Source organism: Microbacterium soli (assembly GCF_039539005.1).
Taxonomy (GTDB): Bacteria; Actinomycetota; Actinomycetes; order Actinomycetales; family Microbacteriaceae; genus Microbacterium; species Microbacterium soli.
Window position 1 is genome coordinate 534,018 of sequence record NZ_BAABCP010000001.1, and the last position, 15,542, is coordinate 549,559.

Consider the following 15,542-nt stretch of genomic DNA (forward strand, 5'->3'; position numbering starts at 1 on the left):
AACCGGAGAGACCCGATGTCAACGCCGACAGCACCCGCCACCGACCTGCTCGACCCCGCCGAGCGGCTGACCCGCCCCGAGCTCGAGGCCCTGCAGCTCGAACGACTGCAGTGGACGGTGCGGCACGCGTACGAGAACGTTCCGCACTACACGCGCAAGCTCGATGAGGCGGGTGTCTCCCCCGCCGACATCCGCAGCCTGGAGGATGTGCGGCTGCTGCCGTTCACCACCAAGGAGGATCTGCGGCAGAACTACCCGTTCGGCATGTTCGCCGTGCCGATGGAGCAGGTGCGCCGCGTGCACGCCTCCTCGGGCACGACCGGACGCCCCACGGTCGTCGGATACACCGAGACCGATCTGTCGAACTGGGCGGACCTGATCGCCAGGTCGCTGCGGGCCTCCGGCATCCGCCCCGGGATGAAGGTGCACAACGCCTACGGCTACGGCCTGTTCACCGGCGGTCTCGGCGCGCATGCCGGCATCGAGCGCCTGGGGGCGACGGTGATCCCGATGTCGGGCGGGCAGACCGCCCGGCAGGTGCAGCTGATCCAGGACTTCCAGCCGGATGCCATCCTGTGCACCCCCAGCTACCTGCTGACGATCGCGGATGCCATGGAGGAGGCGGGGATCGACCCGACGTCGACCTCGCTGAAGGTCGCGGTGCTGGGCGCAGAGCCCTGGACCAACGAGATGCGCGTGGCGATCGAGCGCCGGCTGGACATCGACGCGCTGGACATCTACGGACTCAGCGAGGTCATGGGTCCCGGCGTCGGCAACGAGTGCGTCGAGACCAAGGACGGCCCGCACATCTGGGAGGACCACTTCCTGCCCGAGGTCGTCGACGAGAACGGGCAGCCCCTGCCGGACGGCGAGCGCGGCGAGCTGGTGTTCACCTCGCTCACCAAGCAGGCGTTCCCCGTGCTGCGCTACCGCACCCGCGACCTCACCCGGCTCCTGCCCGGCACCGCCCGCCCGGCGATGCGCCGGATCGAGAAGATCACGGGCCGCAACGACGACATGATCATCCTGCGCGGCGTGAACATCTTCCCCACCCAGATCGAGGAACTCGTGATGGGGATCGAGCAGCTCACCCCGCACTTCGTGATCGAGCTGACCCGCGAGGGACGGATGGACGCCATGGCGGTGCGGATCGAGCGTCACCCGAGCCTGGAACGCGGTGTGTGCGAGGCCGCGGCGAAAGTGCTGGCCGAACGCATCAAGACGCACGTCGGCTCGAGCGTCGCGGTGCGATTGGAGGAACCCGGCGCCCTGCCCCGCAGCGAGGGCAAGTACAAGCGCGTCTACGACCTGCGGTGAGTGCTATTGCGGATGCGCGATAGCACTGCGGTGACTTCTCGGAGGCACTGTCCCGGAGTCCGGCCCGTGAGACTTCCTCTGCAGCACTGGACGTCCCCTATCGGGCCCAGGGTCATGCGAACTCGAACTGGCGAAGAGCATCGAGAAGATCGTCGGTTCCTCCCCCTCGCCCCAATGCCGACACGCTGTCCACGATCCGCGAGGCGGCGCGCGCACCTATGAGGCCGTCCATCAGATCATGAGCCTTCTCGACGACCTCCGCTTCGCACATCGGGTTATCCGGCGTACCTCGAACCGCTGTCACCGTGCGCTGCCTTGAATGCCCATCGTCGAAGACGAGGACGACCGTCGCTCGGCGGACCGCTGTCACCGACCGGTCATACACCAGACGCGTCCGGCTGACGAGGCTTCGGATCGCCGGTTCCGTCATGCGTGCGCGATCGTGGGCCATGGCGAAGCTGAACCGCCCGTCCACGATCGTTCCGGCGATCAGGTACTGCACATTGATGTTCGGGAGCTCACGCCCATCGACCACGCGGGCGAGATCATGCGGAATGGTGACGATGACGCTGTCAACGGCGGAAGGATCCACCGGTTCCTCATCGAGCAGATCGAGAACGGCCTGCACCGCGGCCTGGGATGGCGAGCCCACGGCGAGCTTCTTGATCGTAGACCGGACGATCTCGAATCTGGTGCCGAGCTCCGCTGTCAACTGCGCACGATCCGGCGACGGCGAATAGGCGTCCAGGACGTTCGGAGACGCGGCGAACGGATCCGGAACGCCCCGCAGTCCGCCTTCGGCGAGTTGCGCGGCCCGGACCCCGTTCGACGCCGGCATCCCACCGAAGACGAACGCCTTCTCGATGTGATGCGGGTCACGAGCCCAGCTCGTGGTTCCGGACGCACTCTGGCCGGCTAGAGCGAGCATAGCGCGCATGCCCTCCTCTCCCAGCCGCATCAGCACCGACGATGCAACCGCGGCCGCGTAGACTCCCACGTGCGCATGAGTGCTGATGGAGCTGCCTTCGAGCGGCGACTCCGGATGCCCGATGGCCATGCCGATGCGCGTTCCGACGTCATACCCGGCACAGACTGCTCGCAGCAGCAGGTCCCCCGAGACGGATCGTCCTGCGGCGACGGCAAGCGCCGCAGAGACCACCGCGCAGCCCGGATGCGAGAGCGACATCGCATGCGAATCGTCGGTCTCATCGGCATGAGCAGACATTCCGTTGGCGAGCGCAGCATCGACCGCCCCCGTGCGCAGCGAGGTGCCGATGACATGGGCCCGCCCATGTCCACCGAATCGGCGGACGTAGTCCCGGCCCATGATGCCCGCCGGCATATGCGCACCGGAGATGATCGCGGCCAACGTGTCGAGCAGATGCAGCCTGGCTTTCGCCATCACGGAATCACTGAGCGGACGGTGGGCGGCAGCAGAGAGATAATCTGCGAGAGTGCGTGTCTGCGTGCTTACCTGCATGATCGCTCTCCGTGACCTTCCGATTCACATGTACGTTCCGCCATTGGCGGCGATCGTCTGACCCGTGATGTACCCGGCTTGCCGAGAGCAGAGGAAGGCGCACAGCTCCGCGATATCCTCGGGCTGGCCGACCCGGCCGACAGGCGTCTCTCGGCCTCGTTCGTAATGGGCTGCCGCTGCGGATCGATCGCCCAGGCTCGGAGACCGATCGGTGTCCACGAATCCCGGAGAGATCGCATTCGCGGTGATGCCATGCGGCGCCGTCTCGAGAGCGACGGCCTTCGTGAATCCGATGATCCCGCTCTTCGCCGTGACGACGGCGATGCGGGAGGCTGCTCCCATCTGCCCGCTGAGCCCTGCGAGATTCACGATGCGCCCCCAGCCGGCCGCCATCATTCCCGGCAGCAATCGACGCACGGTGAGGAATGAACCCGTGAGCACGACGTCGAGCACGCGGTTCCAGTCTGTCGTGCTCGTTTGCGTCAATGGGCCGTGACAGCGCACGCCGGCGTTGTTGACCAGCACGCCGACGGGACCGAGCTGGTCCTCGATGCGCGCGCACATGCGATCCACAGATGCTTCATCGGTCACATCAGCGACGAACCCGTCTGCTGTCACGCCGAGCGCTCGGAGGCGGTCCACGGCCTCCTCGACAGCAGCAGGCGTGCGGCCGTTCACCGCGACGGAGAATCCGTCCTGGCCGAGCCGAGCCGCAATGGCGAAGCCGATGTTCTTGGTCCCTCCGGTCACGAGCGCCGTCGTCATCGCATGGCCTCCGCGTCTGCATCTGCGCTAAGCGATGCGTCAGGCGTGAGGCGTCGGCGCTGACGGATGCTCGATACCACCAGATACGCCACCACAGCCAGGAGGATCGACCACAGAACGATGGCCGTCGGCGAGCTGAAGAAGTACAGGAGATGTCCGTTGGCCAGTTTGAGCGCCCTCGAGAGGTGCTCCTCGAGCAGCGGACCGAGTATGAGCCCGAGAATCAGGGGGATCACCGGATAGCCGTGCAGACGCATCAGGTATCCGATCAGTCCGAACGCGATGGCGACGCCGAGGTCGAAGAGTGAGCCTCGGTACGAGACACTGGCGGTCAGAGCGAGCACGATGACCACCGGTACGAGGATCTTCACCGGTATGCGCGTGATCTGCACGAGCGGCGCGGTGGCGATGATGCCGATCGGGAGGATCAGGATGCTCGCTGCGATCACCGCGAGAACTGCCGCCATGGCCTGCGGGCCATGGTCCACCAGGACCTTCGGCCCCGGCTGGATCCCCTGGATGTAGAACTGGGCCAGTACCACCGCCATCGTCGCGCTCCCCGGCACACCCAGCGCCAACGTCGGCACCAGCGTCGCCGCACCCACCGCGTTATCGCACGCCTCCGAGGCGATCACGCCCTGCGGTATGCCCGTCCCGAATTTCTCAGGATGTTTGGAGGCGCGTTTGGCGATGCCGTAGCTGATGAAGTTGGACACGCCTGTTCCGATCCCGGGAATGATCCCCAGGATGATGCCGACGCCCGTCGCCTGCGCCACGCTCCCGCTATGACGGAAAGTGACCTTCGTGCCCGTGATCGCATCGCGCAGATCCTTGCGCAGGCTGCTCTCGCCCGCCGGTCCCTTCGACGAGCCAGCGGGCTTCGCGCTGCCGATGAGCAGGAGCATCTCCGAGATCGCGAACAGGCCTATCAGCGCGGGGACGAACTGGATCCCGTCCAGCAGCTGCAGATTGCCGAACGTGAACCTCGACTGCCCGGACAGCGGGCTTCCTCCGACAGTGGCCAGGACGAGACCGGCCACGCCGGACAGGAGTCCCTTGACCAGGTCCTTCCCGACGAGCGTCGAGACGACGACGATGCCGAGGAGCACCACGATAAACATCTCACGCGCGCCGAAGCGGAGCGCCAGGGAGCCGAGAGGGGCGATCACCAGCAGTACGAGGCTGCCGCTCACGACACCGCCGAGCGTCGATGCCGTTCGGGCGATCCCGATCGCCACTCCCGCCTTCCCCTGCTTCGCCATCTGGTAGCCGTCGAGTGCGGTCACCGCCGAACCGGCCTCCCCGGGAACATTGACGAGGATCGCGGGCACCGAGCCGGCAAAGGCGCTTCCGGCGTAGATGCTCATGATGAGGATCAGTCCTTGCTCCGTAGGCAGCACGACGGAGAACGGCAGCAGCAGTGCCGCCGTATTCGACGTGCTCAGACCCGGCAGGACGCCGACTACGAATCCGAGGAGGAGCCCGACGATGAGCCAGAGCAAGCCCATCGGACTCAGGAGCAGCTCAAGACCGTCAAGAAACATCGTTCACCAATTCCTACTAGGAGAGCAGAACGCCATCGGGGATGGGCGACTGCAGCGCGACGGCGAACAGGAGATAGCACGCCAGGGGCGTGCCGACCGCGAACACGACCATCCATCCGATACGCCGAAGACCGAGCGCCGCCGAGATCGCCGCACTCGCCACGAACACCGACGCCAGGTAGCCGAACAGCACGAAGATGACGAACGAGACGATGATCGCGGCGATCACCATGCCCACCGACGGCCATGGCACTCCTCGCCCGCGACCTCCCTCGACTGCATCCGTGGCCTCCGCAGAGGCCGTCGTGCCCGCGGATCGCAATTCCCTGATGAAGGCGATGACGCCCAGTGCACTGAACGCCAGCAGAAGCACCATGGGGTAGACGGCATCCATGCCGTGGATGCTCCGAGCATCCACGAGCATGACGACCGCGAGCGCGATCATGACGATGGCCGTGGATGCGTACCAGAGTGCACGCAGGACTCGCTCGAGATTCGACGAACTCTCCGATGCGATCATGTCACTCACGCGTCCGATTCCCTGTGACCTGTTCGCGCTCACTCACCGGACAGCAGGTCGGGGTTGTCAGCCATCATCTCGCGGATCTCGTCCTCCGCGATCTTCGCATCGGACTCGACCTGCTCGGGGGTGCGGGCATCGAGCTTGAGCTCTTCGCCGACCTTCTCGAGATCGCTCTTCAACCCGTCGGAGTTCACTGCTGCGGCGAGCGCGTCGACGATCGCCTGGTATCGCTCCGGATGGTTGGTCGCGCACTCCGCGCTGGTCCAGACGTTGTAGGTCGACTCGTTGTCGGGAACGTCGATCCCCAGCGCCTCCTTCACCGTGGGTGCGTCATCAGTCACCGCCTTCCACCTGTTCTCACTGGCCTGGACCGCGAGGACCCTGCTGTCATCGGCGATCGGAAGCGAGTTGAACACCCCGGCGTGTGTGGCATCCACCTCGCCGGAGACGACTGCGAGACGTGAGGGACCGCCGCCATCGAAAGGAACGATGTTGAAGTCCGCTCCCGTCGCCTTCTCAATCTGCGCGATTCCGAACGCGTTGCTGCTGACTGCCTCGCTGACGCTCACGGTGATCTCACCAGGACGCTGCTTGGCATCGGTGACCAGCTCCTCGAGAGTCGACCAGGGTGCGTCCTTCGCCACGCGGATCACCCCGGGCTCGACGCTGACTCCACCGACCGCAGCGAAAGACGACAGATCGTAGTCCACATCGTGAGCCAGATACGAGAGGGTGATGTGAGGGATCGCCGTGATGAGGATCGTTGAGCAGTCCGTTGATTCCAGGATCGACCCGGTGCCGATCGTCGTCGCACCGCCTTCGCGATTCACAACGGTCAGAGTGCTGCCCAGTTCGTCTTCGAGATACGGCTGCAGCTGCCTTGCTGCGGTGTCGACGCCCCCTCCTGCCGAGGTGGGGACGACGAACGTCATCTTCTGCGGGACAGCCGAATCGTCTTCCGCACCCTGCTGACCGCCTGCGGAGCAGGACGTCAGCAGGACGGCTGCGACGGCGACCAGCGACAGTGCACCGCCGCCATGACTCGAGTGGAACTTCGACATTGAAGGACTCCTTTTCAGTGTTGGGATGTTTCGCCGCCTTCGCGCGACGTACGTGGGCAGGCATCGGATCCGTCGAGTTCGAACAGCTCCGCAAGGGAGCCGAGCGCGTCGATCTCGAACGCTGCTCGAGCGAACGGCAGGAAGTCGGTGCCGAGGAGACGGGAGGCTTTCGCACGAACCTCCTGCGCGGTCGGAGCGCTGGGTGCATCGACGGTGATCCGCGCGACATGCCCGTCAGGCCACTCGGCACGCACGCGAGCTTCATACCGTGCGCAGGCATCGTCGGCGTGGAGGCGAATCCGACCGCGGACCTCTCGAACGCGTGGATCGACTGCCGCTGAATCCGTGAAGCGAAGCGGATCCGCGTCACCGAAGCAGTAGGCGACGGCGAAAGCATGCGGCACGCTGAATTTGGACTCGAGACCCGTGCGAGGATCGGAATTCCCCATCGCGCCGACAGCGAGATCGCTGACGTGCAGCTCCACGGCGAGCGGTGGATCCTTCCGCACGGCGCGAAGTGCGATCGCGGCATCGATCGAGCTGTGGCCGAGCACCCCGCAGGCGGCGGTCTTGACGACATTGTCCAGTACGGCCGGCGACGGCATCGCCTGCAGGCGGCGACTCGGGTCTTCGTCTCCGATCACCGCGACAAGCGCGCTCAGACCTCCATCAGCCGTCACCGGCTGATGGAAGGCGGCGAGCACGCCTGACCGCGCCGCATTTCCGACATGCATGGGCTTGGCCATGGTGCCCAGCGCCTCTGTGATCCCCGCCGCGCGCTCCGCTGCTGCGTCGATGACGCGCACCAACTGCTTCCGGTCCGCGCCGCCGGCGAGAGCCACAGCGACGGCGGCGCCGACAGGACCCGACAGCCCTGTCATGTGCCAGCCGAGCGTGAGCGCGCGGGGAATGAGAGCTCCGACGGACACTGCGGCTTCGACACCGGCGATGAAGGCCGCCAACGCCGTCCGACCACTGATCCGCAATACGTCCGCCACGGCTGTGAGCGCCGCCGCAACGGGCACACCGGGATGCACGACGGTCGCGGTGTGCGTGTCATCGAAGTCATCGAGATGCCCCGCCGCGCCGTGGAGGAATGCAGCGACATGCGCAGCGATGGGCTCCCGCCGCCCCAGTATCCGCCCCCTGCGGCCCGGCATGTCCTCGAGAGCGCCCACCGCTGCGACGAGACGCGTCTCATCGATGCGAGCGCGCATGAGTGCGACCGCGTTCCCGAAGCCGATGCGCCCGGCGTCGAGCGTCTGCCCGTCGGCGTCGCGATAGACCGCCAGTGCACGAGAGGCGACGGCGTCGCTGACGGCGTCCGAGGGCGATGAGCTCTCCTGAGTCCCCGCGACGAGGCGTGCAAGGCCGTTCGCTCCGTGGAGCCAGGTGCGCGGAGCATCCCAGCCTGAGCGCGCGAGGCGGGCTGCGATCGAACCGGCATCCCCGGCATCCGTCCGACCGGCCGGACTGACGAAGCTCGCCGCCAATCCGAGCGTGCGGGAGAGTGTCCTCTCATCGCGCGTGCATGCCATCGAACGCTCCAGCGCGCGCCCGAGCACCGATGATGCCGCGCTCGCGATCGGAGCCGCAGCACTCGGATGCTCAGCGTGGTCGAGGACGGCACCCCGCACGCGTTCTGACACCGCGGCGATGATCTCGGGGAGCGAGCCGGTGCTCGTCGCGGCATACGCTGCAAGCGAGTCCTCGACGACGCCGTCCCGCTGACGGGACACGGTCTCGCGATCGGGTCGCGTGTTCATCGAACCTCCCTCACAGCCGTCGATGCCGACCCAGCTGGCGCTCTGCCGACTTGATCGCGCACATCGCGAAGGCAACGGTCCAGAACACGTCGCCTTGGACGCTCCAGGGAGTCGAGCTGCTGTAATGGTGAGGCATTGTCGAGGAGCAGAAGCCCTCAGCATCACCCGCAGGAACAATGACTTTGTCACTGACAGTCTCCACAAGGGAAAATCCGTTGTCAAGCAGATAACTCCGGCCTGTGCCACCCGCCTGCTCGACCCAGAGGTCCGCCGCGGACGCCCAGGAGCATCGGCCCGGACAGTCGGCGGGCGAAGGAGGGCGAGCGGACTGTCACCGCATGCGCTCCAAGATTCGCCGGGTGAGCTCTCGCGTGCCGACGTCATGGATTGGATGCGTGTCGCGCGTGCCGAATCCCTCCGACAGCACCGCAGTGCACGCGTCGTCGATACGACGGGCCGCAGCAATCGCACCCAGGGAATGGCGCAGCAGCATCGCTGCGGAGCGGATCGCCCCGATGGGGTTGGCCACATCGTGTTCTGTGATGTCGAAGGCGGATCCGTGCACGGGCTCATAGAGTCCGAACGTCCCGGTCCCGAGCCCGGCCGATGGCAGCAGCCCCAGCGAGCCGAGCGCTCCGGCGAGCTGGTCGCTCAGGATGTCGCCGAACATGTTCTCGGTGACGATCACGTCGAACCGGCTCGGGTCGCGCGCGAGTTGATACGCGGCGTTGTCCACGTAGAGATGCTCCACCTCGATGTCCCAGCCCGCCAATTCCCGCTCGGCGACCTCCCGCCAGAGTCTGGAGGACTCCAGGACATTGGCCTTGTCGATCGATGCGAGGCGCCCGCTGCGTGACTCCGCGAGATCAGCGGCGACACGAATCACACGGGTGATCTGCGCCTCCGAGTACATGATGGTATCGAACGCGCGTACTTCCTCCGCAGCAGCACGGCCCCGCGGCATCGAGAAGTACGCTCCGCCCGTGGCCTCCCGGACGAGGAGGATGTCGAGGAACGGAGAAGCACCGGGGAGTGACACGACCGGCCGAAGGTTCGCGAACAGATCGAGCTCTCGTCTCAGGCGCAGCATGCCTCCGAGACCTGGATTCAACCTCTCGGGCAGCGAGTCCCACGCGGGCCCGCCGACTGCCCCGGCGAGGACGGCGCTCGATCCTCGGACGAGCTCCATCGTCTCCTCCGGCAGCGGCACTCCGCATGCCTGTATGGCGACTCCTCCGAGAAGTCCTTCGATCAGCTCGATCCTGATGCCCTCGGCCTGAGCCGCTGCACGAAGCACGAGGCTCGCTTCGCGGATCACCTCGGGTCCGATGCCATCACCAGGCAGCACGGCGATTCGAATCTGCTCAGTCATCCGGTTCCCTCCATCGATTCAGCTCGGAATGCAGTCGCCGCAGCCCCGGAGATCAGGGCCGCGCACAAAGAGGTTCCCGCGATCACGCCGGCCGGCCCCAGTGCGAAGGCCAGCAGACCCGCCAGCGGCGGGCCGAAGAGCATGCCGGCGCTGTTGCCGGAGAGACGGATCGACAACCACGTGGACACCGCATTCGGCGGAGCCGTGGCAGAGACGTAGATCATGCTCACGGGCTGGCAGATGCCGATAGCCACTCCTGAGGAGAACAGCACCGCGAAGGCGAACAGAACCGGTGCCGGCCACGCGATCGCAGCAGTCGCGAGTCCCGCAACGATCGCCGACAGGACCTGCAGCCATGCGCGGCTGACCAACCGCAGCAACGGCTGGACGAGCACCCGTCCGGCAAGGAGCCCGAAAGCCCGCGAGACGAGGAGCAGGCCGACCGTGGCGGCCAGGACTCCATGCTCGACGCCCCACGCCGGCAGATAGATCGTGACGACATCGACGACCGCGAGCATCACGGTGCTGATGACGACGGACGCGATAAGACGACGACGTGCCGACGACGCGGGACGCGCGGCTTCCCGTGGGGCCTGCACGATGCTCGGCTGCGGATGATCCGATGCTTCTCGGCGCAGCAGCACGACGAGAGCGAGAGCGGATGCCAGAACCGCCAGCGTGCCGAGACCCACCAGCGCGAAGACCATGACGACGTCGGCAGATGTGTCCTGACCGGACACGGAGAGCAGGAGAGGGCCTGCGAGCTGCCCGAGCGTGCCGAAGAACGTGTACTGGCTGAAGGCCCGGTTGAGCAGATGTGCTGGGCTTCGAGCGACGAGCGTCTGCTGTGCGACCACCCCGCAGACATGGCCGAGCCCCAGAACGACCCCGCCCAGGAGCAGGACGACCAGCTGTGTCGGCCAGAGGATTAATCCGAGCACCGCGCAGATCTGTGAGAAGCAGGCGGCGAAGATCAGGGAGATCACATGCCCGCGGTCCGCCATCCGCCCCAGCGGGATCGCGCCGAGCAGAGGCACGACGGAGAAGGTAGCCGCAAGAGCGCCGAGCAGACCGGTGCCCACCCCGGCCTGCAGCGCGCTGTACGAGATCGCCGGACGAGCACCATGTGACACGAACTGCAGCATGGTGGCATTGCTCATGAGCGCGACCGACAGCATCCGACCGTACATTCGCCGAGAATCCGCTTCTCTTCCCGTCTTCGCATTCGCCGGCGGCAGGGATACGAGCGGCAGCATCGGTGAGGTCTGCTGCGGTGAGGCTCCGAGGTTCGGTCACCGTCGCATCGAACGAGCTGCATCCCCGACAGTACCGAAGAACCGCCGAAAGCTCACGCACTGCTGTGTGCTTGACGATGGCGACCATCGGAGGGAAGATGACGATGTAGTGAATCTGGAAATTGCGAATCCATCACAGAGTCCCTTGGCGAGTCGGATCTGACCCACCACGCTGACGGGGCCTCTCCCTGACGGTTCCCAGCGCCACGGCCACGAGATGAATCGGGTGGCTCGCGCGGACCGGCGTCGTCGTCGAGGCTCCCTCGCACTGACCGAACGACATACTGGCGCGCAACGAGGTGACCGTCTGTGGTCCGCTCGGCGCAGTCCGCTGGCGCGTCTTCGATGCCCGGGATAGCAAACCACCAACGGAAAGGCAGGTCTGCATGGACTCTCAGACGTCGCAACTCCTGACACCGGAGCAGCGGGAAATTCAACAACTGGCACGAGAATTCGCGATGAACGAAGTCCTGCCGATAGCAAACGAGCGCGATCGCCACGGGGAGGACATCCCGCAGGAACTGATCGATGCGATGGCGCAGATGGGCTTCTTCGGGATCATGCTTCCGGAATCCTCCGGTGGGCTCGGTCTGGGAGCGCTCGAGTACGTGCTGATCACGGAGGAGCTCTCCCGCGCCTGGATGAGCGTGGGAAGCATCATCCGGACGAGCACGCTCCTTCCAGTGGGCCTGGACCCTGTTCGCCGTGTCGAGCTCGAGAAGAGGGCTGCCCGCGGCGAGTATCTCGGCGCCTTCTCGATCTCAGAGGCGGAAGCAGGCTCCGACGTGGCCAGTCTCCGATGCAGGGCCGAGCGCGATGGCGAGGAATGGGTGCTCAACGGCGCGAAGATGTGGTGCACATATGCGGATCGCGCCGACTACATCGTGCTGTTCGCCCGTACTTCGCCGCCCCCGAGCCCGAGGAAGCGGCACAAGGGGATCAGCGCCTTCCTCATCGAGAAGGAACGCGGGACGTTCCCCGCTGGCATGGTGGGCTCACCGGTCAACAAGATCGGCTATTTCGGCTGGAAGACATTCGAACTCGGTCTGAACGACGTACGGCTCCCTGGCTCGGCGCTCATCGGGGAGGAGGGAGACGGCTTCCGCGCGGGGATGGTCAGCCTGGAGATGGCGCGCATACACACCGCCGCACGCGCGGTCGGGGTCGCGCGAGGCGCACTCGAGGACGCAGCCGCGTACGCGAAGCAGCGTGTGCAGTTCAACGAGCCGATAGGCGACTTCCAGGCGATTCGATTCATGCTTGCCAAGATGTCGATCGACATCGAGGCAGCAAGGGCGGTGACGCACAATGCGGCCCGGCTGGTCGATGCGGGGCTGCCCGCAGCCGAAGCCGCATCCGTGGCGAAGTACTTCGCTTCGGAGATGGCTGAGCGCGTGACCAGTGACGGACTCCAGATCCACGGTGGGGCAGGCTACACATTCGACGTCGCAGCGCAACGATACTGGCGGGACTCACGTCTGACCAAGATCTTCGAGGGCACCTCCCAGATCCAGCTCCGGATCCTTTCCGATGCTCTGCTCGGACGGGTGACCCGTCCGGAGGATTGACGCACGAGGTCAGGATGCAGACGGGCGGGCTGATATCGGCCCGCCCGCTTGCATCCTCCCCGACGGGGTATCAAGCGGTCCCGCAGGCGGAGAGCCTTCAGCGCGCGAGGCGGGCCGATACGACCGCTCGCGTGATGCGCAGGTCGATGAGCAGGGGCCCGGTCAGTGCATCCGCATCCGGAAGCGCGTCCAGATCCGAAGGCGTCCTCGCAGTCACCACGGACACCCCCAGGCCCGAAGCCGCGGAGCTCAGATCGGACGCGTCATCGAAGTATGCCAGATCGGTTGGCAGACCGAGCCTGTTCAGCTTGTGCACCTCGGCGGAGTACGCGTGGTCGTTCATCGCGACGACGATGAGGGGGATGCGCTCACGAACCGCCGTCTCCAGGTCGCCCAGCGACATGAACAGGCCACCGTCCCCGATCACCACAGCGACCCGCCTGGAGCCATCGGTGCGTGCGATCCCCATGCCCATGCTGAGCCCCAGCGCGATGCTTCCGCCTGCGAGAGCGGTTCTGAAGCTGCCCGCAGAGGGGGCGCGGAGATATCTCGAAGGCCACTCGACGAAGTGGCCTCCGTCCGTGATGACGACTCGATCGTCCGGGAGCCACGCATCCAGGCGCTGCATCGCGGCCCGGGGGTCGACGCCATCGTCGTCGGAACGGTCATTCCCCGCGCGCATGACCGTCATGTCGTCGACGGCTCTCGGGGGCTGCACGCCCTCGCCCGCGAAGCGGGCAGCCAGTGCCTCCGCGGCGTCGCGGGCATCGCTGTGCACACCGACGTCGATCGGGTACTTCCTCCCGAGCGCTGCGGCGTCCCGATCGATCTGAATCACCGTTCGCCCCCGGAGCAGGCTCTCGCTGTCGGTGGTGAACTCGTTCAGACTCGCACCGAACGCGATCACCGTATCGCAGCGCTGTATGACCGGCAGGGCCTGTTCCGTGACGAACCCGCCGATGTTGCCCAAATACTGCGGGTGACCGGCGAACAGCCCTCGTGTCGGCAGAGTCGTCGACAACCACGCTCCAGTCGATTCCGCGAGTCCGACGAGAGCCGACGCCGCACCCGCACGTTCCGCACCGACCCCCGCGACGATGAGCAAGCGCTTCGCAGCCCTGATTGATCTCTCGATCTGGGGAAGCCACTCGAGCGCCGGCGGCGCGACCGCCTCGATGGGCGGCTCGCAGACGGTGGCAGGCACGTCATCATCGAAGCACTCCTCTTCGATATCGACGACGACGAGGATCCCTGCTTCGGATGCCATGCGGAACGCCTGCCTGAGACTCGGCGCGATGCGCTCGGCGTCGGTGACCGCGATGCGCACCGCACCGAGCGCGCTCACCAGTGCGGCATGATCGTACCGCTGAGGGTGGTGCGGGCGAGAAGCGCGCGGGGTCGCTGTGATCAGCACGTGCCCGGCGCCGCCTCGGTGCGCAGTCGCCATCGCGTTCATCGCATTGAGCAGACCGGGACCGTATGTGACAGTGGACACGCCTGGCACATGCGCATGCCAGGCTGCTCCATCCGCCATCGCGACCGCGCTGGCCTCATGCCGGGCCGAGACGAACTCTCTGCCCGGCCGCCCGCTCCAGATGCTGAGCCAGCTGAGGTTGCCATCCCCCATCACGCCGAACACGGTGGTGACTCCGAGTTCGCAGAGCGCATCGACGAGAGCGTCGCGGCCACGGCGCACCGTGGCCGCGACGTCCCTCTCACCCGTGGAAGACGTCATTCCATTCCTCGGTAAGGGAATCGCGCGACTCGGTCCAGACCTCGAGAGGGGGAACCGTGATCTCACCGCTGCCAGGAGCAGGCATGTCGACGCCCGGGATCGCCGGCGCATCGGCGTCCGATCGGATCGGGTACTCCGACGTCTTCTCCACCAGCACGTTCTGGCCGTGACGGGACAGCAGCCAGTTCAGGTAGACACGCGCCGCATTCGGATGCTCACCGGCCTCCGTGACGGCGACCAGGTTGGTGAAGGCGGGAGTGCCTTCGGACAGGAACAGCGGCTTCACCGGTGCGCCCTTCGCCACCTGCTCCGCGATCGTTCCCAAGGATGTGATCCCCAGCGGCACCTCTCCGCGCACGATGTCCTGTGTCAGCGGCACCACCGAGTCGTACATGATCGGCGAATTCGCGGCGTAACCGGTCCAGTAGTCGTCGCCCAGCCCGCTGTCCATGAAGTAGTACACGGAGAAAGCGCTCCCACCCGTCGATATGGGAGTGCCTCCGATCTTCCCCGCCCATTCGGGCTCGAGGAAGTCATTCCAGGATGTCGGTGCATCCAGGCCGTCCTCCGCGAGGACCTCGGTGTTGTATGCCGGGAGCATGACCAGCCGCGCGCTGCTGTACATCGTGTGATCCTCGGTGTACTCGCCGGGCTTCAATGCCGACAGCCCCACAGGGGACTCGTACGGCGCGAGGATCCCGCGCTTGGAGAGGTCCTGCATGAGCGTCGGATCTCCCATCCCGATTGCATCGGCGCCGAGCTTGTTCGCCCCTGCCTCGGAGACGACGCGCTCATACAACTGCGGAGTGATCAGACGCACGTGATCGACCGTGATGCCGGTGTCCTCCTCGAACACGTCCAGGAGCGCGCGCCAAGGAGCCTCGGGGTAGTTGTCGTACAGGCTGAGGACTCCTTCGTCCATCGCCGCGGCATACAGCTCGCCGTCTGCGATCGTCTCACCATCGATGACGAGCGCTTCCGACGAGCTTTCGTCCGGAGCATCCGTTCCTTTCTCTTCGCCAGCGCTGCAGCCGACGAGAACGAGTGCGGCTGCGCTCGCGAGAGCAACCGCTTTTGCCAGCTTCCTCATTGTTCTTCCTCTCAGTTGGGTCTGCG

Annotated in this window: 12 protein-coding genes; 2 read left to right on the plus strand and 10 right to left on the minus strand. The window is 66.0% G+C overall.

What is annotated here, in order from left to right; genetic code table 11:
• The first annotated feature begins 15 nt into the window (after positions 1-15).
• Positions 16-1,317, plus strand: coding sequence for a phenylacetate--CoA ligase PaaK (gene paaK, locus ABD770_RS02515; RefSeq protein WP_344817918.1), 1,302 nt, complete (start codon positions 16-18; stop codon positions 1,315-1,317).
• 112 nt (positions 1,318-1,429) lie between these two features.
• Here paaK and ABD770_RS02520 read toward each other — a convergent pair whose 3' ends face one another.
• From ABD770_RS02520 to ABD770_RS02555, 8 genes are all read right to left on the minus strand, one after another.
• Entirely contained in the window at positions 1,430-2,797 is a 1,368-nt protein-coding gene (locus tag ABD770_RS02520; protein WP_344817919.1) for an MmgE/PrpD family protein, read from the minus strand.
• Positions 2,798-2,821: 24 nt separating this feature from the next.
• Complete coding sequence (locus ABD770_RS02525; protein WP_344817920.1) at positions 2,822-3,562, minus strand: SDR family NAD(P)-dependent oxidoreductase; 741 nt, start codon at positions 3,560-3,562, stop codon at positions 2,822-2,824.
• Positions 3,559-5,070, minus strand: coding sequence for a tripartite tricarboxylate transporter permease (locus ABD770_RS02530; protein WP_344817921.1), 1,512 nt, complete (start codon positions 5,068-5,070; stop codon positions 3,559-3,561). Before ABD770_RS02530 ends, ABD770_RS02525 begins: the two co-directional genes overlap by 4 nt.
• Positions 5,071-5,122: 52 nt before the next feature.
• Positions 5,123-5,626 (minus strand): tripartite tricarboxylate transporter TctB family protein, encoded by a 504-nt coding sequence (locus ABD770_RS02535; RefSeq protein ID WP_344819853.1) that lies wholly within the window; start codon positions 5,624-5,626, stop codon positions 5,123-5,125.
• 38 nt (positions 5,627-5,664) lie between these two features.
• Complete coding sequence (locus ABD770_RS02540) at positions 5,665-6,690, minus strand: Bug family tripartite tricarboxylate transporter substrate binding protein (RefSeq protein WP_344817922.1); 1,026 nt, start codon at positions 6,688-6,690, stop codon at positions 5,665-5,667.
• 14 nt (positions 6,691-6,704) lie between these two features.
• Positions 6,705-8,456, minus strand: a complete 1,752-nt coding sequence (locus ABD770_RS02545; RefSeq protein WP_344817923.1) for an MmgE/PrpD family protein — start codon at positions 8,454-8,456, stop codon at positions 6,705-6,707.
• A gap of 331 nt (positions 8,457-8,787) precedes the next feature.
• Positions 8,788-9,828, minus strand: coding sequence for a 3-isopropylmalate dehydrogenase (gene leuB, locus ABD770_RS02550; RefSeq protein ID WP_344817924.1), 1,041 nt, complete (start codon positions 9,826-9,828; stop codon positions 8,788-8,790).
• A complete protein-coding gene (locus ABD770_RS02555; RefSeq protein ID WP_344817925.1) occupies positions 9,825-11,018 on the minus strand; it encodes an MFS transporter in 1,194 nt (397 codons plus the stop codon). Before ABD770_RS02555 ends, leuB begins: the two co-directional genes overlap by 4 nt.
• A 404-nt stretch (positions 11,019-11,422) precedes the next feature.
• Between ABD770_RS02555 and ABD770_RS02560 the strand changes: the two genes are divergently transcribed.
• Positions 11,423-12,691 (plus strand): acyl-CoA dehydrogenase family protein, encoded by a 1,269-nt coding sequence (locus ABD770_RS02560; protein ID WP_344817926.1) that lies wholly within the window; start codon positions 11,423-11,425, stop codon positions 12,689-12,691.
• A gap of 97 nt (positions 12,692-12,788) precedes the next feature.
• Here the strand turns inward: ABD770_RS02560 and ABD770_RS02565 are convergent, their stop codons facing one another.
• Entirely contained in the window at positions 12,789-14,426 is a 1,638-nt protein-coding gene (locus ABD770_RS02565) for a thiamine pyrophosphate-binding protein (RefSeq protein ID WP_344817927.1), read from the minus strand.
• The gene (locus ABD770_RS02570) at positions 14,407-15,516 is read right to left on the minus strand and encodes an ABC transporter substrate-binding protein (RefSeq protein ID WP_344817928.1); all 1,110 of its coding nucleotides are present in this window, start codon (positions 15,514-15,516) and stop codon (positions 14,407-14,409) included. The genes ABD770_RS02565 and ABD770_RS02570 overlap by 20 nt, the downstream gene beginning before the upstream one ends.
• Positions 15,517-15,542 lie beyond the last annotated feature (26 nt).

Bases quoted from the DNA above. Each gene is read 5' to 3' on its own strand.
- leuB (WP_344817924.1), bottom strand. From the start codon at position 9,828: ATGACTGAGCAGATTCGAATCGCCGTGCTGCCTGGTGATGGCATCGGA.
- ABD770_RS02535 (WP_344819853.1), bottom strand. From the start codon at position 5,626: ATGATCGCATCGGAGAGTTCGTCGAATCTCGAGCGAGTCCTGCGTGCA.
- ABD770_RS02545 (WP_344817923.1), bottom strand. From the start codon at position 8,456: ATGAACACGCGACCCGATCGCGAGACCGTGTCCCGTCAGCGGGACGGC.
- ABD770_RS02565 (WP_344817927.1), bottom strand. From the start codon at position 14,426: ATGACGTCTTCCACGGGTGAGAGGGACGTCGCGGCCACGGTGCGCCGT.
- ABD770_RS02570 (WP_344817928.1), bottom strand. From the start codon at position 15,516: ATGAGGAAGCTGGCAAAAGCGGTTGCTCTCGCGAGCGCAGCCGCACTC.
- paaK (WP_344817918.1), top strand. From the start codon at position 16: ATGTCAACGCCGACAGCACCCGCCACCGACCTGCTCGACCCCGCCGAG.
- ABD770_RS02525 (WP_344817920.1), bottom strand. From the start codon at position 3,562: ATGACGACGGCGCTCGTGACCGGAGGGACCAAGAACATCGGCTTCGCC.
- ABD770_RS02555 (WP_344817925.1), bottom strand. From the start codon at position 11,018: ATGTACGGTCGGATGCTGTCGGTCGCGCTCATGAGCAATGCCACCATG.
- ABD770_RS02520 (WP_344817919.1), bottom strand. From the start codon at position 2,797: ATGCAGGTAAGCACGCAGACACGCACTCTCGCAGATTATCTCTCTGCT.
- ABD770_RS02530 (WP_344817921.1), bottom strand. From the start codon at position 5,070: ATGGGCTTGCTCTGGCTCATCGTCGGGCTCCTCCTCGGATTCGTAGTC.
- ABD770_RS02540 (WP_344817922.1), bottom strand. From the start codon at position 6,690: ATGTCGAAGTTCCACTCGAGTCATGGCGGCGGTGCACTGTCGCTGGTC.